We start from the raw sequence: 26,062 nt of genomic DNA on the forward strand, positions 1-26,062 counted from the left end.
GTCAACGATGCGCTCAACCGCGGGTAGGTTCATGTCGCCGGTGAAGTCCCAGTTCCGTGCTCCGAGGAGCCCATAGAACGAGTCGACGATGCCCGTGATGCGTTTGTGTTCGGGGGTCTAGTTCCTGAAGCTGCTTCCGTTGAGCTTCCGGCAGCAGGATTCCGAGCGCCTTGAATACGGCGAGCTGCTGTTCCATATCCTGAACCGAAGGCAGGTCTCGCGCGGAACCATAGGGGAGGCAGCTCAGAATCGACAGCCATGGTCATGAGCGTAATGAATGGTTATCGTCGATGGTCTCCTTGGACTCAATTTCAGCCCGAGATCGTCTTCTGAAGGTGTCTTGAGGAACGAACTCGCTTCGCGCTGTAGCAGGATGACCATGCGGCTCACTGCGGGGTGGGTTGCCTGGGGCGCCGAGGCTTGCGGGGTTTTGCTCGGCCGGCTCGGTCGGTAGCATCCGGGATGAGCTGGACGGTTATTGGGATCCTCATCGCTTTCAGTGCAATGAGCACACGACGTAGGGAGATGCGTGAGAATACGGGGAGGTTCGCGGACTTCTTCTCGGGAGTTTGCTTGTGGCTCACGATCGCGATGGACACCGAGTATGCGTTACTTTCGAGGGCGTCCGCAACATGGCGGGCGGTCCTGGCGCCTGCTTTATCCTCCACGAGACGCAGTAGCTTTCGTGCCGCCTCCTCGCTTGTTCGGAGGAGGTGCACTGAGTTTGCTGCTTGGTTGAAGAGATGGCTGAGTGTTGCTGAACTCGTGCCGATCTTGACGTGGACGAACTCGATACTCTGTTCTCCGATGCGGAGGATGTCGCATGGCTCAACCTGGGTTTGCCCCGACGGGCTCATGCTGGTCTGGTCGAGGCAGACGCTTCCAGTTGCGGCACTCACTTCTGAGTTGTACTCGGCCTCACTCGTCCACGTGTGCGGTGGCAACGTCGCGTCTACCCAGTACGGATCAAGAAATTCTTGGAGTGATTCCAGGAGTCCTGTCGCCACTTGGAACCAAGCTCCATCGCTGAAGTGGTAACTGTACCCTTCGTCTTCCTGCGTCTCAAAGACGAGCGAGCGGAAGATGCTCCAACGTTGTCTCACTTCGTAATTACCATCGAGCAGAAGTAACTCGTCGTGCTTGAGATCGTCGACGGTAAAGGACTGGGCAGTGGCGCCTTTGCCCTCAACGTATTCTCTATAGTGCTTAATATAAACGTCGTCGAACATTTCGCTTAGTCCACGACCTGAGAACTGGACATAGGCCTCGTCGTGATAGTCCAGGACGTCTGGAACCGTGAGGACTATTGGCGCAGTGAGGTCGAAGACCGCCGCGGCGAGTTGCTCGTTGAGTGGGTCGACTATTGCGGGATCTGTGACAGGGCGGACTTGTGCAATATCAGGAAATGTTCTGCGGAAATCCTTTGATTTATACAACGTATGCAGGCGCTTCAACAAAAGCGCGAGATCTCCTGGTTCTGTCGGAGTCGTCACCCTGAGGCTCGCGGCCCCCGTTACGCTGCGAACGAGGTCACTGTACTCGGCTTTGGCTTTACCGGTCAGGCTTTTGAGGACAGAGCTGTCACTCGTGAAGCTCAGTAAGGCGAGGTCTCCGTCATAGGGAATCTGGGTTCTGCGCCGTTGTGAAGACTCGGGGTCGAGCGTATCGGTGCTTTTGAGCTTGTTCGGGTCCACGGCATTGAGCACGACCCTTGTTCCGAAGTCATGCACAAAAGCGTCCTCCTTGAGCAGATGATGCCCTGCGCCAAAGGCCAGCGCAAATACTCGTTTTCCTCTCTGGACAAATGCCATAGCGGAGTTCGACTGCTGGGAGAGTGTGCTCTCTACGCCCAGGTACGTCTTCCACCAGGGCTGCTTTGGATTTCCCGGCTTGAGGAATACGCGAAGGTTAGGAATGACGCTGCTCGGTGCTTCCACCTCTTGATAACCGCGATTATCCTTGATGGATTCCTCGACAGTTATGCCGGGCTTCAGCAGGTAGATCGACATCGATCTCGTGGCCACCGCGGACCTCCTCGGGTAACTTGATGCGGAAACCCACTAGGCATCTTTGGTGAGCTCCTGGGGTTTCTAGGTTCATAGTACGTCTTCGTTGATCAATGAGTCACCGAATTGACGAGCTGATTCAAAAGGGATCTCGCAGCTTCGTCACGCCCACCCTCTTCGGCGTCGTGCGCGTCATCAGCAGGACGTGACGCCCGGGAGTCCCGCTCTCTCGTGAACCCCGTATAAGAGGGATACCTAGTGTCGGCTGATGAGTGAGGGCTGCGAGGGTGGTAGGCCCCCTTTTAAGGGGCTTTGGGTACTCGATTGGGTCGTGACGATACTCAATGCGGAAGTGGGAGGGGCCTAGGTGCTGAGCGGGGGCAGGAAACTTCAAGGGTGAGGCCGGATCTCTTCCGGCCCTTCGTGGTTTACGAGCCTTGGGAGTTCAAGTATGCGCAGGGTGACTCGGCGCGGTGGTGCTGCGGGTGTGACGCGTGTTCGGAGAGGTGCGGGGGTGCTGCTTCGCGGGCGTGTGCCCGCGGTGGTGGCCGGTGTCGCCGTGGCCGCCCTGGTGGTGGGCCTGCTGCCCGCGCTCTCCGGCACGGGTGTGACCTCCGCGGCGGACGGGGCGGATCCGGCGGCCAGCTGGCAGCCGGGCGACAGTGCCGCCGTTGGTGCGCTGGCCAGTGCGACGCTGCCCGGGGTGGCGTCCCCTGTGGAGTACGCCTACGGCCTGGACTACGCGGGCGAGGCGGGCGCGGAGCCGGGTGCGGCGATCACGGGAAGCGCCCCCGCGGAGAATACCGAGGAGGCGGGCGCGCAGGACGGTGTGATCCGGGTGCTGCAGGGCGACACGCTCACGGGTTCCGCGGCAGCCTGGGGTGAGCCCGCGGAGGCGCCGGCTGCAGAGAACGCGGAGAACACTGGGACCGAAGAGCCCGCTGAAGGCGCGGGCGTGGCACCCGCGGAGGATCCGGCCGGCGAGGCGGCACCCGTCGAGGCTGCTGCGGCGGAGGCGCCGTCCGCGCCGTCGGTCGTGGTGCAGCCGGTGCCCGGTCAGGCGCCGGAGACGCTGGCTGAAGCGCTCACGGTGCAGCGGCAGGCTCCCGCCGCCAATGGTGCGGTGCAGGCGCGGTGGCAGATCGTGCAGGCGGATGCCGCACAAGTGAACCAGCAGACCGACGCGGGGCAGGAGCCCGCTGCGATCGAGGCGGGCGCGGAGGGAGGTCCGGCCGCACGCGCGAGCGTGTTCGTGGTGAACCCCGCGATCGAGGCGGTGCTGGAGGCCTCCACGGACGGCGGCACAACGTGGGCGAGCGAGGCGACGGCTCCCGCGGGGGCCGAGGTGGTGTGGCGGGTGACGGCCACGAACACCGGCAATGTGGACCTCGCGGACGTCAAGGTCGCGACCGCGACGGCCAACGAGACGGACACCCTGGATGCTGGGGTGGGTGCCGAGATCGGTGCGCTGCCGGTGGGTGCGACGGGGTCAGCGACGTTCACGACCGAGGCGGGCGATATCGCCGCGGGTGTGAGCGTGTCGGGGGTGTTCGATGCGGAGGGCCCGGATGGTGCGCCGCTCGTGGATCGCTTCACGGATGCGGCGGGCACCGTGGGGCGGGTGCCGTCGGGCGTGGCGACAGCCGAGGTGGCGGTGGCGCCCGCGGGTGACGAGGAGCCCGCGGAGAGCGGCAGCCCCGATAAGGCGGCCCAGTGGGATTCGGGTTCGACGGACGAGGGTGTTGCGGCCGAGGACGCAGAGCCCGCTCCCGGCGCGACCGCGGAGGGTGACGTCACTGGTGAGCCTGAGGGGGGCGAGGAGGCCGAGGAAGTGACCGTTCCGGCTACCGCGGAGGTGCCGCTCCTGGCCAACCCGCTGCTCGTGGGCGTGTCGATGGCTGCGCTCACGCTTGATGACTATGAAGCGATGGCCGTGCCCAAGTTCGAGTATGTTCATGATACCGAGGCAATTGTTCCCAGTGGTGTTTCAAACGTACCGAGCGGTTGGGGATTGAATCCCGGCAATGGGTCTACCCTTAATGTCCCCTACACCACGTGCACTACTGTACCTGGTGGGTGTGACAGGTATCTAGATCAACAGTACTTCTATGTGTACGTTTATCCCGGTGAATCTATTAACGTCCGATTGACCGCCTCTCACGCGTACTTTAGCAACTCCGCCAGCAATGACAACCTCAGGGTGCAAGTGAGGCGGCCTGGCGGAAACAACACCGGATACCCTGGTGATCCCTCGGGCCCCTATGGTACTCATACCTTCACAGGCCCCAATACGGAAGTCCTGTACGACTCTGCATATGCAAACTCGTTCGGGCAGAGGTTTGATGGCACCTGGTCTGAGAGAATCTTAAGTAATGCCAACGCGGGTGTATGGGAGATTGTTCTTCAACGTTTCACTTCCAGTGGGAAGACCACGACTCCATATGGCAGCCAGTGGGAAGTCGGTGTCACTCAGGGGCCTTCAGACCAGTTGGTCCCGGGCCGGGCTTGGACGGATGAACTTGGCCTTCTCCAGCGCCAGTTGCGCGGTGGCGAGGTCGATGCGTCCCCCGCAGATCCCTTCTCTCTCTATGTCGTCTCCCCGACAGGTGCACGATGGAAGACCGATTTCCTGGGCTACAACGGTATTAACTCCATCATCTCTTTTGGTTCATTGGGGAACGTGCGTTCTGATTCGTGTGTTAATGCGTATGCCTCATATGACTCCGGCGGGGATGTTGGGGTAGGCGGTAACCCGAGCAATCTTCGCCGAGGGGGTCAGGCCTGCCCGAGCACGAGGTATCACATTTTCTTCAATCCGCCGGCGGCTGACCTTCCCGAGGACTGGTACGACATCTGGATCGCACCGAAGCCGAAGAATCCGGGAACACCGGAACTGACGTACCAGCAGACTGGTGCGGGCGGTGTGCCGGCGGCCGGGGATTTCGTGGTGAACACGTTTGATTTCCTGGGGACGTATCGTTTGCAGATCGATGCGGACGGGAATGGGGTGTACACGGATCCGGCGGATGTTGATGTGCAGCACAGCGCTGGGGATGCTGATTCGACCTTCACTTATTCCTGGGATGGGAAGGACGGGCTTGGTGCTCCGGTTTCCGGGGTGGATGGGGTGAAAGCGCGGGTGGTGCTGGAGCACGCCGACGAGATCCATCTGGTCACCGTGGATACCGAGGTAAACAGCGGCGGGTTCTCTTGGACGAAAACCGCGGGCTTCGGTGCGAATGGACTGGTGCCGTTGATGTGGGACGACAGCCAGATGAACGCTGCGAGCGCGGATATCTCGGTTCCTGCGGTACAGCTCTCCGGAGACGCTACTCCGGGTGCGCGGTCCTTTCAGACTGTGGTGAATGACTCCAAGATTATGGACACGTGGGGGTACTCGGAAAGTGATATCGAGGTGGAGATTCCCCTTTCGGATCTGTCGTTGGAGAAGCAGGGTGCACTGACGAAGGGTGGTTCCGCTGCGGTGGCCGGTGACACGGTCACGTACACCTTCACGGTTACGAACAGTGGTGATCAGGCGTTGACCAATGTGGTGATTACTGATCCGTTGCTGGGTGGGCCCGTGAGCATGTCGGGAGCGGTGTGGTCCCCGAACACGCCGGGTACGCTGGCGCCGGGCGGCACCGTGACGGTGACGGCTACCTACCCGCTCACGGCTGATGATATTGCGGCGGGGCACGTGGACAACACGGCCACGGTGACCACCCAGGTCCAGGGCGGAGGCGACGGCCCGTCCGCGACTGACTCGGCGACGGTGAGCTTCGACGCGCCCACGCCTCCGGAGCCGGAGTCTGGGACGGTGCTGGTGAAGAAGGAGGCTGAGAACAGTGGCGGCGTGTGGGCCGGCATGGCGGGTTCGCAGTGGGCGATCTGGTCGGATGCGTCGGGGACGGTGTTCCCGGGGGCGGTGGTGACGCCGGTCGCGGCTGGCGGGTGCACGGTGGATGCGGCGTGCGTGTTCCAGGTGACCGGGCTTGAGGTTCCGGGTGAGTACTGGCTGGTGGAGACGCATGCGCCGGCGGGGTTCAGTCTGCTGGCGCAGCCGGTGAAGTTCTCGCTTGCTGCGGGCGGGGTGGTGACGCTGGGTTCGGGTGCCGGCGCGAATGTGAGTGTCGCGAAGGCTACGGAGGCGCCGTTCACGGATCTGTATCAGATCAGGGTGCGGGATGTGCCGACGACGGTGCTCCCGGAGGCTGGTGGCCCTGGCACGTGGTGGGTGTGGTTGCTGGGTTGCGGGGTGATCCTTGCGGGGTTCGCGGTCGCGTATGGGCCTGGTGGTGTGCGGCGCCGCCGGTATGGGATCGCTGGAGGGGGTGGGGGTATGTGAGCCCGGTGAGGGTCTGCCTGGTGGTGAGGGCTGCCGGGCGGGCCCGTGGTAGGGGGGGCGCACAGTTTCACGAATGCGTTACAAGACTTCCGGCCCGTGGGGCTGGGGGACCTACACACAGATAAAGGAGCTCATTCTGATGAGTGCTATTGAGCGGCGTGAGCCGCATACGACAGGGCGGAAGCGTGGGCGGTCTCGCCTGAGTGTGGCCGCGTTGGTGGGTGCCGTGGTGGCGGCGCTGGTGCTGCCGGTGTCGCCGGCGTTGGCGGCGCCGACGATTCCGACCGGGGGCACCGGTTCGCTCACGATCCACAAGTTCGAGACCCCGGACAGTGGTGTGACCGTGGGCACGGGTGAGGCGCTGCCGTCGGCGACGACGGATGCGTGGACGCCGGTTCCGGGTGTCACGTTTCGGGTGCGGCAGGTGAACACGATCGACCTGACCACGAACGCGGGCTGGGATGCGGCCGCGGCCCTCGCGGACCGGTTCAATGCGGCCGGCGGTGACGTGAACTCGATCACGAGCGGTTCGCCGGCGTACACGCTGGGGGCTGCGAAGGCCCCGGACGCCGCGGTTACCGACGGGGACGGCATCCAGAAGTTCAGTGCGCTGCCGATCGGCCTGTACCTGGTCGAAGAGGTCGGGGTGCCCACCCAGATCGACGGGGAGAATGTGGGTGTGACGCCTGCGGCCCCGTTCCTCGTGACCGTGCCGATCACGAACCAGGCCGGCAACGAGTGGCTGTATGAGGTGCACGCGTACCCGAAGAACGCGGTCATCTCCCAGCCGGAGAAGACCGTCACCGACTCGGGTGTCGTGCAGGTCGGCGATCAGACGAAGTGGACGGTCTCGGCGGAGATTCAGGGCACTCCGGCGGATCTGGACGGCAATGGCGTGATCGAGGGCAACCAGGAGAAGTACCACTTTGACTTTTTCGCCATGGTTGATGATCTGGACCCGCGGCTCAAGCCTCTAACTGGGGGAGATTACAATTTGACGCATTTCGAAGTCAAACTCTCCGGCGGCGTCACCAGCGACGAAGTGATCGTCCTCAGGGATTACTACTCAGTTGGCTACACTGCGGCTACGAATCAGTTGCGTATGGTTTTGCGAGCTGACGCTCTGGCTATGCTCCCGGATCACCACGGTGGGACGATCACGTTTACCTTCTACACCACCGCGTTGGAGTCTGGCACGATTTCCAACACAGCGGACGTTTATACGCATCAGTACCGCGCCGAGAGTGGTTCGGTAGTGAGGCCCGAGCCTGGTACGCCGGGTGGGCCGGCGACGACGACGACGGCGACGCAGAAGTTCGGTGGTATTCGTGTCCTGAAGACGGATGATGCGAATCAGGCGCTGGCGGGTGCGGAGTTCGAGGTGTACACGGGGCTGCTGCCCTCGGGTGCCCCGGATCCCGCGAAGAAGGTGACCGTGTCTCCGACCGGTGGCACTGCGGTGGCGACGTGGACGAGTGACGCGAATGGTGAGCTCGTCATCGATGGTCTGCGGTATTCGGACTGGGCTGATGGTGAGGACATCGATCTGGACGACAGCGACGTGGTCGGTGACGCGGACGGTGAGGATGCGGCGAATGCGTCGAAGTTCATCACCTACTACCTGGTCGAGGTGAAGGCTCCGGAGGGGTACTCGCTGCTGGGTGCGCCGGTGAAGTTCACGGTCCGCGATCAGGCCGCTGAGACGGGCGAGTCCGATCTCGATGTGGTGAACGTGCCGGTGAACGCGGGCTTCCAGCTGCCGCTGACCGGTGGTACGGGGACGACGCTGCTGTTCACCGTGGGTGGCCTGCTGGTTGCCGGTGGCGTGGTGTACCTGCTGGCGGCGCGTCGTCGTCGCGGGCAGGCCGCCGCGGACACCACCTCTACGCTCGCGCTGCAGTAGGCGAGCTGGGTGCCCCTTTCCCGGGGGCCGGGTTCCGCGCTGGCGGGCCCGGCCCCCGGGCGGGGTTCGGGACAGGAATGGTGTGACTGAGGGAGGTGGTGTGTCGTGAACGGCACGGTGGCGGTGGTGGCCCGTCCGGGGGATTCCGGGGGTCGGCCCTTTTAACCCTCTGACGCTGCCGCCGAGATGCAGGGGGGTGAGGCGGGGGGGGCGCGGGGCCTTCTCAAAAACCGCCCCCGCACCGGCTACCGCCCCAGCGCGCCAGGCGGATCCCGCTCCCGCGCAGGCTACGGCCCCGGCCCGGCAGGCCGATCCCGCAGCCGCACCCGTGCAGGCGGCCGGCCAGGGTGTGCCGCCGTCCGAGCAGCATGACCGTGAGCCCCGGCCCGAGAAAGACGCGCATATGAGCAGCAGTGTTCCGACATCCCCGACCGCCGTGCAGGGGGCCCGCCCGGCGCAAGCCGTGCCGGGAGCAGCCCCCGCCGCAACCCCCGCGCCCGCTGCGACGCCCGCGCCCGCTGCGGCGCCCGCGTCTGCTGCGGCGCCCGCGTCTGCTGCGGCGCCCGCGCCTGCTGCGGCGCCCGCGTCTGCTGCGGCGCCCGCGCCTGCTGCGGCGCCCGCGCCCGGTGCGGCGCCCGCGCCTGCTGCGGCGCCCGCGCCCGGTGCGGCGTTCGGGCCCGCCGGGGTGGTGCTCGCCTTCCAGTCCGTGCAGCAGTTCGGCACCGAAGAGAACACCCCCGCCCAGCCCGGCACCCCTGCCCCGGGGGAGCGGCCCGTCTCGCAGCAGGAGCCGCGTGCGGAGGCGGCCCCGGCCGCTGCGCTGGCAGTGGTGCCGGAGGCTGCGGCCCCGTCGCCCGCGGACCCGGAGGCTCCGGCCGTGCTCGCGGCGTCCGCACCGGCCGCCGCTGCAACTGGGGCGGTGGACGCGGCAGTGACTGCGGCTGCGGGGGTGGTGAGCGGTTCCATGGTTCCCGCACTCGCTCCCGGCTCCCTCGTGATCAACGAGGGCGTCGACACGGCCCGGGTGTGCGACACGATCGGGCCGGGGGACGTGGTCACGTACACGATGAACGGGGCCGGGCAGGTCACCCACCGGGTCACCGAGATCCTGCCCGCCACCGACCGGGAAGGGCCCGCGTGCCGGCTCACGGTGCAGGGCGATGCGAACGCGCAACCCGATGCTGCGGTCGCCCCGGAGCAGCTGCGCGGGGTGATGCTGTACGCGGTGCCGGTGCTGGGCTGGCTGTGGGCGGGTTTCGGGCCGGTCGGGGCGGCCGCGCTGATGCTGCTGCCCGCGATCGCGCTCGCCTGCACCGGGTGGCTCCTCGGGCGCCGCCGCGACGACCCCGCCCAGATCGACTGGGCCGCCGAACGCGACAGCACCCCCGCCCCGGCTCCCCGGCCTCGGCGCGTGCCCCGCGCAGCCCGGGACGCCGGCCGCCCAGCCGCCGAAACGGTGACGGTGCGAGACGAGGAGACGGAAGCGGCCGTTTCCCGGAAGCCGCGCGTGCACGCCCACGCCGCACCCAGCCGAACCACCCCCCGGCGCACCCTGGGCCCCGTGTCCGTGCCGGGGTGCGGCGGGTGCTGGTGATCGTGCTGGTGCTCGCCGGGGTGGGGGTGTTGACGTATCCGGCGGCGGGGAACTGGTTCAGTGACCGGCAGCACGCCGCCCAGTTGCGCAGCTACACGGAGCAGGTGGAGCGCACGCCCGGCCGGGAGCTGCAATCCATGCTGGATGCGGCCCATGCCTACAATGCGGAGCTGCCCAACGGGCCCTTGCGGGATCCGTACGCGATCGACGCGGCCGGGAAGCCGATCCCGATCGGGCAGGGCAAAGACGCCTACGAGCAGACCTTGAACGTGGACGGTGACGGGACGATGGGGCGGCTCGTGATCCCGAAGATCGGGGTGTCATTGCCGATCTTCCACGACACGGGGAAGAAGTCCCTGGATGCGGGGGTGGGGCACCTGTACGGTTCCGGCCTCCCGGTCGGCGGGACCGGGGTGCACAGTGTGCTCACCGCGCACTCCGGGGTGGTCGGGGCGCACCTGTTCACGAACCTCGACAAGCTTGAGAAAGGGGACGTGTTCTGGGTGGATGTCGCCGGGGAGAAGATCGCGTACAAGGTCGACCAGATCACGGTCGTGCTGCCCACGGAACTCGACGCGCTGCGGCAGATCCCCGGCGGCGACTACCTCACCCTGGTGACCTGCACCCCGACCGGGGTGAACACGCACCGGCTCCTGGTGCGCGGGAAGCGCACCACCCTCGATGATCCGAAGGTCGCCGAGGAACTGGAAGCCGAGCAGGATCCTGGGCCGGGGTTCCCGTGGTGGACGCTGCCCGTCCCGGCCGCCCTGGGGCTCTTGATCCCCGTCACCCGCGACCTGGGTGGGAAGGCGCCCGTGCGGGGTGCGGGGGAGGGGCCGCAGCTGCGTCTCGCGTATCGTGCGGCGGGCAGCCGGGAACTGGCACGGTGGCGGGCGTTCCGGGCGCGAGTGCCCGCAGGCTCGGTCCCGGACCCCATTGATGCGGAACTGCGGGGGCGCCTCACGGATGATGACGCGGTCACCCTGCACCTGGCGCGGGGTGCGGGCGGGGTGCACACCTGGGGGTTGTACGTGGGCGGGGCGCAGCTCGCGGTCTCCGCGTGCGCGTTCACGCATCCGCGGGCCGCTCTCGATGACGCCCGCACCATCGCCGGGGGCAGCCTGCTGGCCGGGGTGCACCCGTGGCCGGGGTGGCGTCGGCGTTACGGGTGGGTCCTCGGCCTGGACCGGGAGCCCGCGCTCATGGCCCCTGCCCCCCTCCGAAGCGCGGAGCTGGCGCGTGCGGAGGCGTGGCGGGTCGCCCGGCTCCTCGCAGGCGCCTCCCACCCCCCGGCCGGCACCACCGCACCCGGAAGCACCGGGCAGGACGACGCCACCGGGCAGGACGCCGCCCGGCGGGATGGTGCCGCTGGGCGGGATGCCGCTGGGGACGATCCTGCCGGGCGGGATGCGACGCCTGAGAGGGGCCGGTCGTGAGGGTCCGCAGGAGTATCGGGTGGGTGTGCTGGGCGGTGGCGGCCACCCTGCTCGTGCTGCTCGCCGGGACCGCGGGGGTGGCTGCGGTGCGGGGCATTATGGGTGTTGGTAGGGAAAGAGGTTGATTTTTTTGTATACGTAAGCGGTCGACGATAAAGAGATAACCACTGCATATGGGCGGCAGCGTCAGGGGTGAATAAGGAACAGGGGCTGGACCGAGCTGCAGCTGGCGGCCCTTGCCCGCCGTGAGGAGGTCCTGGCGGAGCGCAAGCGGGTGCTCGCCGCACGCGAGGCGGAGGCGCAGTCCGAACTGCAGGCCTTGTCCGAGCGGTCCGCGCAGCTGGGGCAGCGCCTGCACCTCGTAACCGAGTGGGAGGAGCGCTTGCACGCGCGCGAGAGCGCTCTGGCCGATCGTGAGGGGGAACTCGCGCAGGCCGAACAGGATCTGGCGCGCCGGCGGGGCCTGGTCGAGGCGGCCGAGGAGGACGTGGCCGGGGAGATGGTGAAGCTCGCCCACGAGCAGGAAGCGTTCGCGGCGGAGCGGGCGAGCCTCGTCTCGGAGCGGGCGGAGCTTGCCGCGTGGCAGGAGCGTTTGGGGGTGCTGCGGCAGGAGGTCCTCGATTTCCAGGGCGTGCACGAATCCCGGGCTGCGGAACTCCAGGAGCGGGAGGCACAGCTGGCACGCCGGGCGGAGGAGCTGGCTGCTTTGGAGATCGCGATCACCGGACGCGAGACCGGGTTCGCCCAGCAGGAAGAGGAGCTGCGGCAGCGGGAGCGGGCGGTCATGGAGCGGGAGCAGGATGTGCTCGCCCGCACCGAGCAGTTGTGGGAGGAGCGGGCGCAGCTGGCGGTGCTGGCCTCCGAGCAGCGCGTGCAGGGGGCTGCGGTGGAGCGGGAGCGTGACGCGCTGGAGGGGCGCGCCCGCGATCTGGAGGCCCGCGCCCGGGAGCTCGAGTCGCGTGCGCGGCTCGTGGACGAGCGCACCCGCGGCCTGGACGAGCGCGAACGCGCCCTCGACGGGCTGCTGCGCGCGGCCGAAGGACGCCCGTACCGTGCTGACACGACCCCCGTCGGCCCCGTGCCCGCCTCGGCGGCGGCTCCAAGCCCGTGGCGCCCGTTCGAGGGGCGGAACCTCTCCGTGGATCCGCCGGCGGAGCGAGCCTATTCCCGGGCGGAAGCCCCCGCACAGCCAGCCGCCCGGGGCGGGTCCGTCGCGCCGGCGGGGGCGGAGCGTGCCACCTTCGAGGCGTCGCTGAGGAAGATGGAGGAGTCGTTCCGCCTGCACGAGGCAGCCTTCGCGCGGAACGCGGACCGCAGCGGGCCCGCCTGGCAGCGCCCCGCCGCAGACGCGGCCGGGGATCCGGCCACAGGGATCCCTGCTGGTCCCGTCCCGCCGTCCCTGGCGGCGGTGCTGCCACCGGAAGCGGACACCCAGCCCGGTGCTCCGGGCCGGTGGAGCGCCGCCAGCTAGGGCCCCGCCCCGGCCGAACCCGGAATGGACACCATAGGCGGGCAAGCCTCCCGCGGGGGCTGCACCGGCCCGGCAGGGGCCGCACAGACACACGACACACGACCCAGCTATCAGGAAAGAGACAGTACGCATGAGTTCGGATACGGCAGACACCAGCAACGTGATCGAGTTCCGCCGCAAGTTCGGCGGCTACGACCCGATCGACGTGGAACGGATCGTCGCCGAGCTGAGAGACCGGCTGAGCCGCGCCGAGGACCGCATCAGCCGCGCCGAGGAAGGCAAGAGCCGCGCCGAGGAAGAACGCTTCGAAGCGCAGCGCCTCGCCCAGAAGATGGCGCGCGATCTCGCCGAAGCCAAAGAACGGGCCGCGGCCGTCAAACCCAACTTCGCGGAACTCGGCGAAGCGTTCGAGGAAACCCTCCGCGTCGCCGAGGCGCAGGCCGCACGGATGGTGCAGGACGCCACCGAAGAAGCCCGCGAACTCCTCCAGCAGGCCCGCCAGGAGGCGTTCACGCTGCGTGAGACCGCGACCCGGGAAGCGCAGCACGCGACCGAGAGCGCGACCCGTGTCGCCGAGCAGACCCGCATGGACGCCGAAGCCCACGCTGCCCGCGTGGTGCAGGAAGCCGAAGAGCAGCTCGCCCGCGCCCAGGACGTCGAAGAACGCGCGCAGCGGCAGGCCGCGCAGATTCTCGCGGAAGTCGAGAAAGAAGCCGCGGACGTGCGCGCTGAAGCGAGCCGTGCCGCGGAACAGATCCGGCGCATGGCCGAGGAAGTCCTGCACCAGGCACAAGAACGACAGGTCAGCGTGGAAGCGGAACTCAGCCGCCTCACCGAGGAAGCCGAACGCGAGCGGGCCCGCAGCCAGGCCGAAGCCGAACAGTACGCGAACGAAGCGTACGAGAAAGCCGACGCGCACGTGGCCGCGGGCAGCCGGCGCGCTGCGGAACTCGTCGAGGAAGCCGAACAGGTCCTCGCCCGGATGCGCGCCACCGGGGAACAGGAGCTGGCACAAGCTCAGGCCCAGGCCGAACAGCTGACCGCGCAGGCCATGGTCTGGGCGAGCACCCTCACCCGCGACACGGACGACCTGCTCTCCACCATGACCCTGGATGTGGAAACCCAGTTGGAGGATCTGAGCCGGCAGCGCAAAGTCCTCACCAAGTTCCTCGAGAAAACCCAGCAGCACACCCAAGCCCGCGAGAACACCGGCATGCTCTCCCTCGGCGCCATCACCCCCGCACCCGCACACGACACCCGAAACCCCGAACGACCCGACCGCAGCAACACCAGCGCGTAACCCCCGCAGACAGGCCCACCGTGAGGAGGTGACGCGATGATGCGTCCCGGCGAGACGACCGTGCAGAGCGCCCCGGAGACCACGCCCGCACCGGGGCCGGCGATCCCCCCGCGGGAGCCCGGCCCCGAGGCCAGGGTGCAGCTCGTGGCCCTGATCCGCGAGCGGATCACGAATCTCCAGGCGCTCCTCGGGAGGGACACGACCGCCCTCGACCTGGAACACGACGCCGACGACCACGGCCTCCTCGGCCAGGTCGCCGAGCGGCTGCTCGCGCAGCTGCAGCACCCCGAGGAGCGGTCCCGCCGCCTCATCGGGGAGCGGATCGTCGCCGGCCTCGCCCCGAACGTGCGAGACCCGCGCTTCTTCCGCACCGAACTCGGAGTGCTGCTCGCGCAGGCGGGCGCGGGGATCGACCAGGCGGGCGTTGTGTCGCTGCGAGACGCCGCCGCGAGCCTTGGCGTGGACACCCGCACCGTCGCCGGCATGATCGCCGACGGCCGCCTCCACACGCTCGGCGACGGCGTCGCCGCAGCATCCGTCCACGCCCTCGCCGCCCGCACCGCGCACTCGGGCGCGCAGCCCGGTCACCGCTCCGAGATCGAGCCGTACCACCCCGCCGGCCGCCCCGGCACCGAGTCCATCACCGACGGGGAGCCGCACCCCGTCTTCGGGGAGTACGGCCGCCTGGCCGACACGGGGGAGCTCGTGCAGTGCCACGCCTGCGGAGGCTGGTTCTCCACCCTCCCCTCCCACCTGCGCGTCCACCGCCTCAGCTCCGCCGCATACCGCGAACGCTACGGCCTGAGCCCCGACACCCCGCTCGCCGCGCGCACCGTGCGGGAGCGGCTCTCCGCCAAGGGCCGCCGGGCGCCCGCGCACGAACTCGTCTCACCCGTATTCCGGGCGCGGGTGGAGGAGTGCGCCGCATTCTGCGACAGCCACCAGGGGCGCCTGCCCGGGCGCGGCACCCTGGCCGAACCCGCCGAGCGCGCCCTCGGCGAGTGGCTGCGCAGCGTCACCCTGCTCATCCAGCGCCGCCCCGCCGAGAAGGCCTACCTCGACGAGGGGCGGATCGCGCTCCTCGACGAGCGCCTCCCCGGGTGGCGCAGCCTCACCACCGCCCTCGCCGTCACCACCGCGCACCCGCAGTGGGCGGGCGAACTCCGCGCCGGGGCTGGGAATCCACCGGCGGACGCCCAGAATGCAGCTTCGGGCATGGGTGCGCCGATAGCGTGAGGAACAGCGATCGGCACCAGCCCATGGCTTCACCGGATCGCTCCGCGGTTCACAACCGGAACAGGTGCCGCGTATGACGAGCTCCACCCTCCCCGCCCTCGACGGGCTCGGGCCCCTCCGCCCCACCCGGGCGAAGGCCTCAGACTTCCCGCCCATCGCGAAGGCCTACACGCGCGTCTCCGAGGTGGTGCGCGAGTCCGGCCTGCTGCGCCGGGCGCCCGTGTTCTACGCCTTCACCGGCGCGATGATCCTGCTCGCCCTCGGAGGCGCCGTCACCGGCTTCGTCCTGCTCGGCGACAGCTGGTTCCAGCTCCTCATCGCCGCCGCCACCGGCCTGATCTTCACCCAGATCGCCTTCCTCGCGCACGAGGCAGCGCACCGGCAGATCCTGAAGCTCGGCCCCGCGAACGACCGGCTCGCGCGCATCCTCGCCGGCTCCATCGGGATGAGCTACTCCTGGTGGGACTCCAAGCACAGCCGCCACCACTCGAACCCCAACCGGGTGGGCAAGGATCCCGACATCGAAGTCGACACGATCTCCTTCATCGAGGAGGACGCCGCCCAGGCCACCGGGCTGCGGCGCCTGCTCACGCGCAAGCAGGGCTGGCTGTTCTTCCCCCTCCTCACCCTCGAAGGCCTCAACCTCCACTTCCACAGCCTCAGGCACCTGCTCAGCCGGGAACCCGTGAAGGGGCGCTGGACGGAGCTGTCCATCATCGCCGCGCGGTTCGTCCTCTGCTACGCCCCCGTCTTCCTCTTCCTCCCCCTGGGCATGGCGTTCGCCTTCATCGGGGTGCAGCTCGCCGTGTTCGGCGTGTACATGGGCGCCTCCTTCGCCCCCAACCACAAGGGCATGCCCGTCATCGCGCACGACGCGAAGCTCGACTTCTTCACGAAGCAGGTGCGCACCTCGCGCAACATCCGCGGCGGCTGGTGGGCCACGATCCTCATGGGCGGCCTGAACTACCAGGTGGAGCACCACCTCTTCCCGAGCATGGCCCGCCCCCACCTCGCGAAGGCACGCGAAATCGTGCGCGAGCACTGCCGCACCCTCGACGTGCCCTACACCGAGACCTCGCTCTTCCGCTCCTACGCGATCGTGATCGACTACCTCAACCGGGTCGGCCTCGCCGCGCGCGACCCCTTCGAGTGCCCCATCACCGCGCAGGACTGTCTCTTATACCCACCTGACGCTGCCGGCGGCATCCCCTCCCGCGGCGATCCCTCCAGCGGCGATCGGCCCCGACTTGTCGCCCGTGCGCGCGTGGAGTACCTTGGGAAGGTCGTCTATGTCGTGCGGGGAGTGCGCGGCAGAGGCGACTTTCGTGCGTCTGGGGAGTGACGCGACTCAAGTCAGTCATGCCTTCAGGAGGATGCCCTATGCGTGTGGGATCGGAACGTCGTCTGGGAGCGCGGGGCGGGGCGATCGTCGCCTCGCTGCTGGCCGCCCTGCTGATACTCATGGGATTCACCCCGCCCGCCAGTGCCGCGAACAACGTGGTCACCGTGACCTTGCCCCAGGCGGCATCGCAGCACAACGGCAAGCCGGTGTACGAGTCCGGCGCGCCGCTGCGGGTCGAGCTCGGCTACGGCCGGATGGACGACGGCAAGGCCGTGACCATCGAGCTTCCCGCGCAGCTGCGCGTGCAGGGTGAGCTCGACGTCGACCTCACGGGGAACGACGCCATCGAGAGCGTCACCACCGACGCCGACGGCAACCTCGTCGTGCAGTTCGCCGATCCCTTCCCCGCCGATGTGAACCAGGGCGTGCTCTTCCTCGACCTCGACCTCGAGCCCTGGGAGACCTCCTCCGAGGAGGAGCTCGTGTGGACCGTCGACGGGCAGCCGAGCCGCTTCGAGGTCGTCGTCACGAGCCCCGGCGACCAGCCGAAGAACGTCACGCCCGCCGAGCGCAAGAGCGCCGGCTCGGCGGACTGGCCGGCGGTCACCGTGCAGGACGGCGTCGTGCAGCTCGGCGCGGACTTCCTGGGCCGCACCATCCCCTTCACCGTCACCGTGCACACCGACGCGGGCGGGGACTTCGAGATCGCCGACGCGCTCGACCCCGGCCTGAGCTACGTGCCCGGAAGCTTCGCCGAGACGCTCACCACCTGGGACGCGCAGGGACTCAACCGGAACGGCCCCGAGCGCCGCGAGATCGCCGGCTACGACGGGACCGCCTTCACCCACCCGGTGACGCTCGCCCCCAACAGCGAGTACACGCTGAGCTACGCGGCCCGCATCACCGACGAGGCCGCCCTCGCCGCCGTGCAGGCCAAGCTGCAGGAGGCGTACGACGCAGCCGCCGCGGCCGCCGAGGAGGACGCAGGCTTCACCTTCGAGACGATCCTCGGCAACAGCGCGACGGTCACCGGCGGCCTCGACCGCGGCGAACTGCGCGGCGAGAGCGCCATCCGCGGCAGCGTGAGCGCCGCACCCAGCCCCGGCCTCGGCGCCGCCTTCCAGAAGCAGGGCACCCCCGCCGAGGCCACCATCGAGCCGAACGACGACGGCACGCTCCCCGAGCCGATCCCCGCAAGCTACACCCTGCGCGCCGACCTCACCCCGTTCGCCGGCTTCGAGGGCACCCGCCACGAGCTGACGCGCAACGTCGTGATCGCGGACGAGCTGCCCGCCCAGATCGACTGGCTGAGCGAGGCCGGTGACTTCCTCACCGCGGAGGGCATCGAGCTGCGGCCCGCCCCCGTCGAGGCCGGCGCCGCGCCCACCGCCGAGGAGTTCGCGGCCGACGCCTACGTCGGCAGCTACCTCGTCTCGGGCAAGACCCTGCTCATCAACGTCGGCAAGGACGTCAGCACGGACGCGCGGATCACCGTCCGGGCCGAGATCACGGACGTCGAGGGACTGAGCCCGAGCACCGAGGGGCTCCGCCCCGCGGAGGCCGCCGCCTACCAGCTGCGCAACCGCGCCGTCTTCCACTACGGCACCGCCGGCGGCGAGGGATCCTCCACCGCCGAGCGCGACGCGGATCACCGTCTCGTCGTGCCGAAGGACCCCTCCCAGGGGATCGTGGATCCGCAGCGCTTCGCGAAGACCGCGCAGGGCGGCGAGATCAGCGTGCGCCCCGGCGAGCCGGCCCTGATCGACTTCACCTTCACCGTCGGCTCCGGAGTGGGCGACGCCCGCCAGGCCACCATCGTCGACCGCATCGACCACGCCGTGTTCGACGTCAGCGAGGAGACGCTGCCGCAGATCCGCGAGTCGCTGCGCGGCGCCTACGACTACAACTACCCGCTCGACGGCGACACCTTCGAGGTGTCGCTGAACGCGGACGGGGATCTCGTCATCGCGCCGGGCGCCGCCTTCCCCAAGGCCGCGCCCTGGGGCGCCGCCGCACCCGACGCCGAGGGCCGCTACACCCAGGGCTACACCGTCACGGTGTCGATCCCGACCCACCCGATCGCCGGGAAGCAGACCCTCGACATCGCCAACTCTGCGAGCTACACCGGCACCGACCACGTGACCCGCTACGACTCCGGCACCACGGCCCGCGCCACCTCGTACGGCAATGAGATGGAGGTGCGCAAGCGGCTCTACGACGCGCAGAACGACCGCTACACCGCGAATCTGCGCGTGAAGCTCGGTGAGGACGGCGCGCCCGTGCAGGACGAGTTCGTCTACCGGGTCGAGCTGATCCCGCACGGCCTGTTCACCAACATGGTGCAGGAGGTCGACGACGTGCTGCCGGAGGGCGTCGAGTTCCTCGGCTTCCTGAGCGAGTGGCAGATGCAGCACGAGCCCGAGGCCACGCCGGTCCCCGGCCCGATGCCGCTCACGAACTCGCAGGCCGTCGCCGGCTACGACGCGGCCGAGAACACCGTCACCATCGAGCGCGGCAGGCTGACCCCCGGCCAGAACTCCACGCTCTACTTCAAGGTGCGGCTCGCGGAGGTCACCCCCGATGTGGGCGTGACCAACACGATCGGCTCCACCGACGCGACCATCGTGCCCACCAACGAATACCCGCTCAACCTCGCCAAGACCGACGCGAGCGACCCCGAGAAGCGGATCACCGACACCGGGGCGATCTTCCGCGTGAAGCAGGGCGACACCGTGATCGCCGACCGGGTCTTCGTGTACGAGGGCAAGCTGCGCGTGGCGGGGGAGACCCCGGGCACCCACCGCGTCGTCGCCGTGCCCGAGCCCGGCAGCTACACCGTGGAAGAGGTGCGCGCCCCCGCGGGGTATCAGCGCACCGACGAGGTGTTCTCCTTCACCGTCGACGAGAACGGGGTGCAGAGCCCCGCCGAGGTGCGCATCGAGAACGAGCGCACAACGGGCGGCGAGGAGCCCGGCGGCCGGGAGGAGCCCGAAGAGCCCGGCCAGCCCGGCGGGTCCGATGGGCCCGAGGGGCCGGATGTGCCCGGCAGCGGGGACGACGACGCCGGGAGCGGCGGATCCGAGAGGCCCGGTGACGGCGGATCCGGCGCCGGCGGGGCCTGGGATTCCGGCGCGGAAGCGGACGCCGCGGCCGGTGCGGACGCCGGAGCGCGTGCGGACGGCGCCGCGGGGGCGAGCGGCAACGGGCACGCGGACGCCGCCGGCGCGACGGGCGGCGGACTCGCCGTCACCGGCGGCGGGCCGATGAGCGCGTGGATCGGCGGTGCCGCGCTGCTGCTGCTCGGCGGGGCCGCGCTGCTGCTGCGCGAGCGCCGCGCGCGCCGCGGCTGAGCGCGGAGCCTTCCGGGGGCTGCTTCAGCGGAGCGGGGGTCCGGGCGTCGTTCCGGGCCCCCGCTCAGTCCGCGGCGAAGGGCGGGTGGATGAGCAGATCCACCCGCTCGGAGAGGAACGCGGCGAGGCTCGGGGCGCCCGACAGCGGAGCGCCCCGGCGCCAGCGCACCCGGAACTCGCCCTCGGCGTAGCCGACGGGCAGCTCCGGCGCGGGATCCGGTCCGCGATCCTCGGCCGTGCCCGCCTCGCCGAGCGGGATCCGCACCGCATCGTAGTTCACCGGCGTTCCCGCGGGGTAGCCGCCGCGCAGCGCCGCCGCCGCGATCTCCCGCCGCTCCTCGCGGGAGAGCGACTGATAGCCCGGGCGGCCGCGCTCCGCGGCACGGGTCGCGTGGCCGAGCGCGTACAGCTCGCCCTCCGCCCCGAGCAGCAGCGTGCCGACCCGCCACACCTCGCCGAGCGGCTCCATGGTCGCGGGCTTCGTCCACAGCAGCACGCGCCGCGGCGCCACGTAGCGCGCCAGCGCCTCCGTGCCGATCCCGGCCCCGCGGAGGCGCCCGGCCGCGGCGGCGCAGGCCTCCCGCGCCCGCAGGGCCGCCGCGCTCCGATCCTCCGCCATGCGGCCAGTGTAACGGCGGTAGAGTGAGCCGGATGACCTCCTCCCTCGCGCGCTCCGCCTCACGTCGCGCCACCGTCCGCGCCATGCTGCTCGTGCTCACGGGGGCCATCGGCGTGCAGGCCTCGGCGGCCATCGCCATCGGCCTGTTCGATCAGCTCGGGGTGCTCGGCACGAGCTCCGTGCGCATGGCGTTCGCGGCGGTGCTGCTGCTGATCGTGTTCCGGCCGCGCCTGCGGGGGCGCAGCCGCGGCGACTGGCTCGGGATCGTGCTCTACGGCGCCGCGATGGCCGCCATGAACGCCTTCCTCTACCTCGCCTTCGCGCGGCTGCCCATCGGCATCGCCACCACCATCGACTTCCTCGGCCCGTGCCTCGTCGCGCTCGCCGCCTCGCGCCGGCCGCGCGAGGGCCTGCTGGCGCTCGCCGCGATCCTCGGCGTCGGAATGATCGCGGGCCTGGGCGGGCCCTTCGATCCGCTCGGGATCCTCTTCGCTGCGCTCGCCGGGGCCTCCTTCGGCGGCTACACGCTGCTCGCTGCGCGCGTCGGCCAGTCGGAGGGCGGGCTGTCGAGCATGTCGCTGTCGGTGGTGGTCGCCGCGATCCTGACCCTCCCCTTCTCCGTGCCCGCCGTGCCGCTGCTGCGCCCCGAGCACCTGCTGACGCTGCTGCTCTCGGCGCTGCTCGGCACGGCGCTCGCCTTCACAGTCGACACGATGGCGGGGCGGCTCACCTCGGCGCGGGTGCTGGGCGTGTTCTTCGCCTTCGACCCGGTGGTCGGCACGGTGATCGGCGCGGTGTTCCTGGGACAGCTGCTCCCGCCGGTCGCGGTGCTGGGGGTCGTGCTCGTGGTCGCCGCGGGGGCGGGGATCTGGCTCCTATACACATCTGACGCTGCCGACGATATGCAGTGGGGGGGACACGGGGGGCGTGGGGTCAGGGGCGGGGATCGTGTGGTCGGCGGGGGACCGGGGCCGGGGCGCCGATCCCGATCCTGGCCCGGATCCCGATCCCGGCCCGGATCCCGATCCTCGCCCCGATCCCGGGTCCTATGCTGGGACGGTGAGCGAACACGAGGGATCCGGCTCGGGGGCGCGGGAGTCGCTGGAGATCGAGCGCAAGTACGAGGCGCGGCTCGGCGCGGAGCTGCCCACCGCCGGGCGGCTGCGGGAGGCCGGCTTCGCCGCCGATGCCCCGCTGAGCTTCAGCCTGCGGGCGCAGTACCTCGACACCCCGGGCGAGGATCTCGCTGCGCAGGGCGTCGCGGTGCGCGAGCGGCACGGCGGCTCCGACGCGGGCTGGCACCTGAAGCAGCGCGGGCCCGAGGGGGTGCGCGAGCTCCACTGGCCCGCCGCCGAGCGCATGCCCGAGGGACTGCGCGAGGAGATCCGCGCCCGCATCGGCGAGGCGGTCGACGCGGTGCGGCCGCTCGCCCGCATCGACACCGAGCGCACCGTCGTGCTGCTGCGCGACGCCACGGGCGCGGCGGTGGTCGAACTGGCCGACGACCGGGTGCTCGCCGCCGATGCGGCGGGCGTGCGGCGTGCCTGGCGCGAGTGGGAGGCGGAGCTCGTGCCCGGCGCCGAGCCGGCGCTGCTGGAACGGGTGGAACCGCTGCTGCTGGAGGCGGGCGCCGAGCCCTCGCTGAGCGCGGCGAAGATCGCCCGCGCCACGGGGCGCCTCGTCGAGCTGGCGGAGCGGCAGGGCGCAGACGCGGCCGTGCTCGCGGCGCTGCGCGAGCTGGACACCTCGGATCGCGAGGCGGCGCGTAGGCTGGGCTCATGAGCAGCGGATCGAAGCGCCCCGCCGGCCGGGGCAAGCGGGACGAGCCCTCGCCGGAGGCGCGGCGCAAGCAGATCATCGTGGGCATCGTGATCGGAGCCGTGATGGGCGTGGTGATCAGCGCCCTGACGACCTTCTGGCTGTGGCTGCCCGCCGGGATCGCGCTCGGGCTGGCGAGCGGCGCGATCATCAAGCCGCCCGCCCAGTAGCGCGCCGGGCGTCATCGGTGCCGCGTCCGCGTGTGCGTGTGCGTCCGTGCCCGATGCGCGCGTCGCGGATGTGTACCGTTCTCGCTGCCGTGTACCTTGATCGCCGTGACCTGGGTATACGGCGGCGAGAACGGTATACGGCGGCGAGAACGGTATACGGCGGCGGCCGAGCCGCCGGGTCCGATCCCGCGGGGCGGCGTCGACCGGACGGGCCTGCCCGACAGAATGTCAACATCGTTGACATGATCGTTTACATCAGCGGCCCGATGTGCGAGGATCGAAGCGCACACCGAGGACGAGGACGCCATGCACCCCACCATTTTCGAAACGCACCGACCCGCCGCGAAGATCGTCGAGGACTCCCTCGCCGGCACGAAGCTCGCCTGCTTCTGGACCGAGGACGTCGCCGACCGAGCCGCCCGCTACCCCGCGCTCGACGGCGACACCCGCGCCGATGACGCCGTCGTCGGTGGCGGCTACGCCGGGCTGTGGACCGCGATCAAGCTGAAGACCGCCCACCCCGAGCGCCGCGTCGTGCTGCTCGAAGCCGTGCGCGTGGGCTGGGCCGCCTCCGGCCGCAACGGCGGCTTCTGCGAGGCGAGCATCACCCACGGCGAGCCCAACGCCGAGGCCCGCTGGCCCGACGAGACGGGCACCCTGCGCCGCCTCGGCCACGAGAACCTCGACGCCATCGAGCGCTTCATCGAGCAGCACGGCCTCGACGTCGACTTCGAGCGCACCGGCCAGCTCGCCGTCGCCAACGAGCCCCACCAGCAGGAGTGGCTCGGCGAGGGCGACGACCCCGAGGTCGAGGTGCTCGACCGCGAGGCCGTGCAGCGGCGCATCACATCCCCCACCTTCCTCGGCGGCGAGTTCGCGCCCCGCGAGAACGCGAATCTGCACCCCGCCAAGCTCGCAGCCGAGCTCGCCCGCCACGCCGCGGAGATCGGCGTCGAGATCCACGAGCACACCCCGGTGCAGCGCCTCGACGGATCCGCCGAAGAGCCGATCCGCCTCACCACCGAGCGCGGCGTCGTGACCGCCGAGCGCGTCGCGCTCTGCACCAACGTCTTCCCCTCGCTGCTCAAGCGCTACCGCTTCCACACCGTGCCGGTCTACGACTACGTCCTCATGACCGAGCCCCTCACCGACGAGCAGCTCGCCTCCATCGGCTGGGAGGGACGCGAGGGCCTCGCCGACATGGCCAACCAGTTCCACTACTCGCGGCTCACGAAGGACAACCGCATCCTCTGGGGCGGCTACGACGCCGTCTACTTCGCCGGCGGGCGCATCAAGCGCGAGCACGAGGACCGCATGGAGAGCCACCGCAAGCTCGCCAGCCACTTCTTCACCACCTTCCCGCAGCTCGCGGGCGTGAAGTTCACCCACCGCTGGGCCGGGGTCATCGACACCTCCACCCGCTTCTGCGCCTTCTTCGGTCAGGCGCACGGCGGGCGCGTGCAGTACGTCGCCGGGTTCACCGGACTCGGCGTGGGTGCCACGCACTTCGCCGCCGACGTGCTCCTCGACCGCTTCGAGGGCCGGGTCACCGAGCGCACCGAGCTGGAGATGGTGAAGCAGGTGCCCCTGCCCTTCCCGCCCGAGCCCGCGGCCTCGATCGGCATCAACCTCACGCGCTGGTCGCTCGACCGCGCCGACCACAACCAGGGCAAGCGCAATGTGCTGCTGAAGACGCTCGACGCTTTGGGGTTGGGGTTCGACTCGTGAGCGCTGCGAGCGGGGAGCTGCTGCCCGAGGGGCGCAACGCCGCCGTGCGCGGCCTCGACGCCGCGGTGGAGCTGGAGGCGGTGCCCGCCGCGGAGACGGTCTCGGGGGAGCCGCGCCAGGGCATCGCCGAGCTGGGATCGATCGGCGGCGTCGCGACCGGGATCTGGGAGCTGCGCGGCGGCACCGTCACCGACACCGAGACCGACGAACTGTTCGTCGTGCTCTCGGGCGGCGCGGTGGTCGAGCTGCTCGACGAGGGACGCACCGTGGAGCTCGGCCCCGGCGACGTGATGCGCCTGCTCGCGGGCACGCGCACCCGCTGGACGGTGACGGACCACATCCGCAAGGTGTACATCGCCGCCGAGTGAGCCTCCGGCCCCGCGGCGCACGGCCCGAGCCGGGCCGGCGCCGCGAGGCGGGTTGCGCGGCCGGCCCGCCTCAGCGCCGCGAGGCTGGGAGCGCCGCGAGCGTGCCGAGCAGGGAGTCCGGCACGAGCTCGGCCGAGGCCTCGCCCGAGCGCACGAGATCCGCGATCCGCGATCCGATCTCGCCCGTGCTGAGCCCCATCGCCGGCCCCGCGAGGGCGGGCAGCCCGCCCAGCACCTCGACGGTCGCGGCCTCGACGGCGCGCGCCGCCTCGCCCTCGCCGAGGTGACCGAGCATGAGTGCGAGGGAGAGGATCGCCCCGGCGGGGTTGGCGGTGCCGGTGCCCGCGATGTCGGGGGCGGAGCCGTGGATCGCCTCGAACATGCTGGGGGCGGTGCCGTCGAGGTTGAGGTTCGCGCTGGTGGCGACGCCCAGGCCGCCCTGGATGACGGCGCCGAGATCGGTGATGATGTCGCCGAAGAGGTTGTCCGTGACGACCACGTCGAAGCGCTCGGGCGTGAGCGGCAGGTGGAAGCACATCGCGTCGACGTGCACGTAGTCGACCTCGACCTCGGGGTAGCGCTCGCCGAGCTCGGCGACGACCTGCTGCCAGAGCTGGCCGGCGGCGACGAGGATGTTGGTCTTGTGGCAGAGGGTGAGCCGCCGGCGGCGGCCGAGCGCGAGCCGGAACGAGAAGTCGACGACGCGCTCGATGCCGGCGCGGGTGTTCAGGGACTCCTGCATGGCGACCGCGTGCGGGGTGCCCGCGTGCACGGTGGAACCGCGGCCCACATAGGCGCCCTCGGTGTTCTCGCGGACGATGACCAGCTCGCAGCGCTCGGGCGTGAGATCGGCGATGGGGGTGGGGACGCCGGGGTAGAGGCGCACGGGGCGCACATTCGCGGCCTGCTGGAAGCGCTGCCGCATCTCAAGGATGAAGCCGCGCTCCAGGATGCCGGGGGTGACACGGGGGTCGCCCATCGAGCCGAAGAGGATCGCGTCGGCGTCACGCAGCTCCTCCTCGACCGCGGCGAAGAGCTCGCCGGTCTCCAGGTAGTGCCCGGCGCCTGCGGCGTACTCGCGGCGCTCCGTGGTGAAGCCGTGCCGCGCCTCGGCGGCGTCGAGCACCTGCAGGGCGCAGGAGACGACCTCGGGGCCGATGCCGTCACCGGGGAGGACGGCGATGGAGTGGGAGCGCGTCATCGGGTTCTCGTTTCTTGTCGCGGCCAAACTTTTCACCTATATTAATGGTAAGGCCACTCAGCCGCGAGGGCTGCCGCGCCCTCACCCCGGGCGAGCGGCAGCGCGACGGCGCCGGCCCACCCGCAGCGTCGCACGCACCGCCGCGACCCGCACGGCCCACGCGAAGGAACCC

16 protein-coding genes and 1 pseudogene are annotated in these 26,062 nt (G+C 69.9%); 14 read left to right on the plus strand and 3 right to left on the minus strand.

The window, feature by feature from the left end:
• Positions 1 to 386: 386 nt before the first annotated feature.
• Entirely contained in the window at positions 387 to 2,024 is a 1,638-nt protein-coding gene (locus B4915_RS05570; RefSeq protein WP_105804859.1) for a DUF6119 family protein, read from the minus strand.
• A 496-nt stretch (positions 2,025 to 2,520) separates the two neighbouring features.
• Here B4915_RS05570 and B4915_RS14765 point away from each other — a divergent pair, with 496 nt between their 5' ends.
• The 9 genes from B4915_RS14765 (at position 2,521) to B4915_RS05615 (ending at position 19,986) form a co-directional block, all read left to right on the plus strand.
• Positions 2,521 to 6,354 carry a DUF7507 domain-containing protein gene (locus tag B4915_RS14765; protein ID WP_219845088.1) on the plus strand — a complete coding sequence of 1,278 codons (3,834 nt, stop codon included), beginning with the start codon at positions 2,521 to 2,523 and terminating at the stop codon, positions 6,352 to 6,354.
• A gap of 139 nt (positions 6,355 to 6,493) precedes the next feature.
• A complete protein-coding gene (locus B4915_RS05580; RefSeq protein ID WP_146120026.1) occupies positions 6,494 to 8,257 on the plus strand; it encodes a SpaH/EbpB family LPXTG-anchored major pilin in 1,764 nt (587 codons plus the stop codon).
• 403 nt (positions 8,258 to 8,660) lie between these two features.
• Positions 8,661 to 9,851 carry a signal peptidase I gene (locus B4915_RS14900; protein ID WP_245907355.1) on the plus strand — a complete coding sequence of 397 codons (1,191 nt, stop codon included), beginning with the start codon at positions 8,661 to 8,663 and terminating at the stop codon, positions 9,849 to 9,851.
• Positions 9,842 to 11,287: a class C sortase gene (locus tag B4915_RS14770; RefSeq protein ID WP_245907356.1), complete on the plus strand. Its 1,446-nt coding sequence runs from the start codon at positions 9,842 to 9,844 to the stop codon at positions 11,285 to 11,287. Before B4915_RS14900 ends, B4915_RS14770 begins: the two co-directional genes overlap by 10 nt.
• 274 nt (positions 11,288 to 11,561) lie before the next feature.
• Positions 11,562 to 12,758, plus strand: coding sequence for a coiled-coil domain-containing protein (locus B4915_RS05595; protein WP_105804861.1), 1,197 nt, complete (start codon positions 11,562 to 11,564; stop codon positions 12,756 to 12,758).
• Between the two features lie 130 nt (positions 12,759 to 12,888).
• The gene (locus B4915_RS05600) at positions 12,889 to 14,058 is read left to right on the plus strand and encodes a coiled-coil domain-containing protein (protein WP_105804862.1); all 1,170 of its coding nucleotides are present in this window, start codon (positions 12,889 to 12,891) and stop codon (positions 14,056 to 14,058) included.
• Positions 14,059 to 14,094: 36 nt separating this feature from the next.
• On the plus strand, positions 14,095 to 15,294 hold the full coding sequence (locus tag B4915_RS05605; RefSeq protein ID WP_105804863.1) for a MucR family transcriptional regulator: 1,200 nt from the start codon (positions 14,095 to 14,097) through the stop codon (positions 15,292 to 15,294).
• A 73-nt stretch (positions 15,295 to 15,367) separates the two neighbouring features.
• The gene (locus B4915_RS05610; RefSeq protein WP_105804864.1) at positions 15,368 to 16,636 is read left to right on the plus strand and encodes a fatty acid desaturase family protein; all 1,269 of its coding nucleotides are present in this window, start codon (positions 15,368 to 15,370) and stop codon (positions 16,634 to 16,636) included.
• A gap of 38 nt (positions 16,637 to 16,674) precedes the next feature.
• Positions 16,675 to 19,986, plus strand: coding sequence for a prealbumin-like fold domain-containing protein (locus B4915_RS05615; protein WP_105804865.1), 3,312 nt, complete (start codon positions 16,675 to 16,677; stop codon positions 19,984 to 19,986).
• A gap of 64 nt (positions 19,987 to 20,050) precedes the next feature.
• Here the strand turns inward: B4915_RS05615 and B4915_RS05620 are convergent, their stop codons facing one another.
• Positions 20,051 to 20,605: a hypothetical protein gene (locus tag B4915_RS05620; RefSeq protein WP_105804866.1), complete on the minus strand. Its 555-nt coding sequence runs from the start codon at positions 20,603 to 20,605 to the stop codon at positions 20,051 to 20,053.
• A 443-nt stretch (positions 20,606 to 21,048) separates the two neighbouring features.
• On the opposite strand from B4915_RS05620, the pseudogene B4915_RS14905 reads away from it, so the two are divergent.
• The 5 genes and pseudogenes from B4915_RS14905 to B4915_RS05645 form a co-directional block, all read left to right on the plus strand.
• A pseudogene (locus B4915_RS14905) lies at positions 21,049 to 21,402 on the plus strand (EamA family transporter); the annotation flags it as partial.
• Between the two features lie 262 nt (positions 21,403 to 21,664).
• Entirely contained in the window at positions 21,665 to 22,387 is a 723-nt protein-coding gene (locus tag B4915_RS14635; RefSeq protein WP_181158467.1) for a CYTH domain-containing protein, read from the plus strand.
• Positions 22,384 to 22,593, plus strand: a complete 210-nt coding sequence (locus B4915_RS05635) for a hypothetical protein (protein WP_105804868.1) — start codon at positions 22,384 to 22,386, stop codon at positions 22,591 to 22,593. Before B4915_RS14635 ends, B4915_RS05635 begins: the two co-directional genes overlap by 4 nt.
• A 306-nt stretch (positions 22,594 to 22,899) precedes the next feature.
• Positions 22,900 to 24,321 carry an NAD(P)/FAD-dependent oxidoreductase gene (locus tag B4915_RS05640; RefSeq protein WP_105804869.1) on the plus strand — a complete coding sequence of 474 codons (1,422 nt, stop codon included), beginning with the start codon at positions 22,900 to 22,902 and terminating at the stop codon, positions 24,319 to 24,321.
• The gene (locus B4915_RS05645; RefSeq protein ID WP_245907357.1) at positions 24,318 to 24,689 is read left to right on the plus strand and encodes a cupin domain-containing protein; all 372 of its coding nucleotides are present in this window, start codon (positions 24,318 to 24,320) and stop codon (positions 24,687 to 24,689) included. The genes B4915_RS05640 and B4915_RS05645 overlap by 4 nt, the downstream gene beginning before the upstream one ends.
• A 70-nt stretch (positions 24,690 to 24,759) precedes the next feature.
• On the opposite strand, the gene B4915_RS05650 is transcribed toward B4915_RS05645, so the two are convergent.
• Positions 24,760 to 25,890 carry a 3-isopropylmalate dehydrogenase gene (locus B4915_RS05650; protein ID WP_105804870.1) on the minus strand — a complete coding sequence of 377 codons (1,131 nt, stop codon included), beginning with the start codon at positions 25,888 to 25,890 and terminating at the stop codon, positions 24,760 to 24,762.
• Positions 25,891 to 26,062: the final 172 nt, after the last annotated feature.

This window comes from Leucobacter massiliensis (genome assembly GCF_002982315.1).
Taxonomy (GTDB): domain Bacteria; phylum Actinomycetota; class Actinomycetes; order Actinomycetales; family Microbacteriaceae; genus Leucobacter; species Leucobacter massiliensis.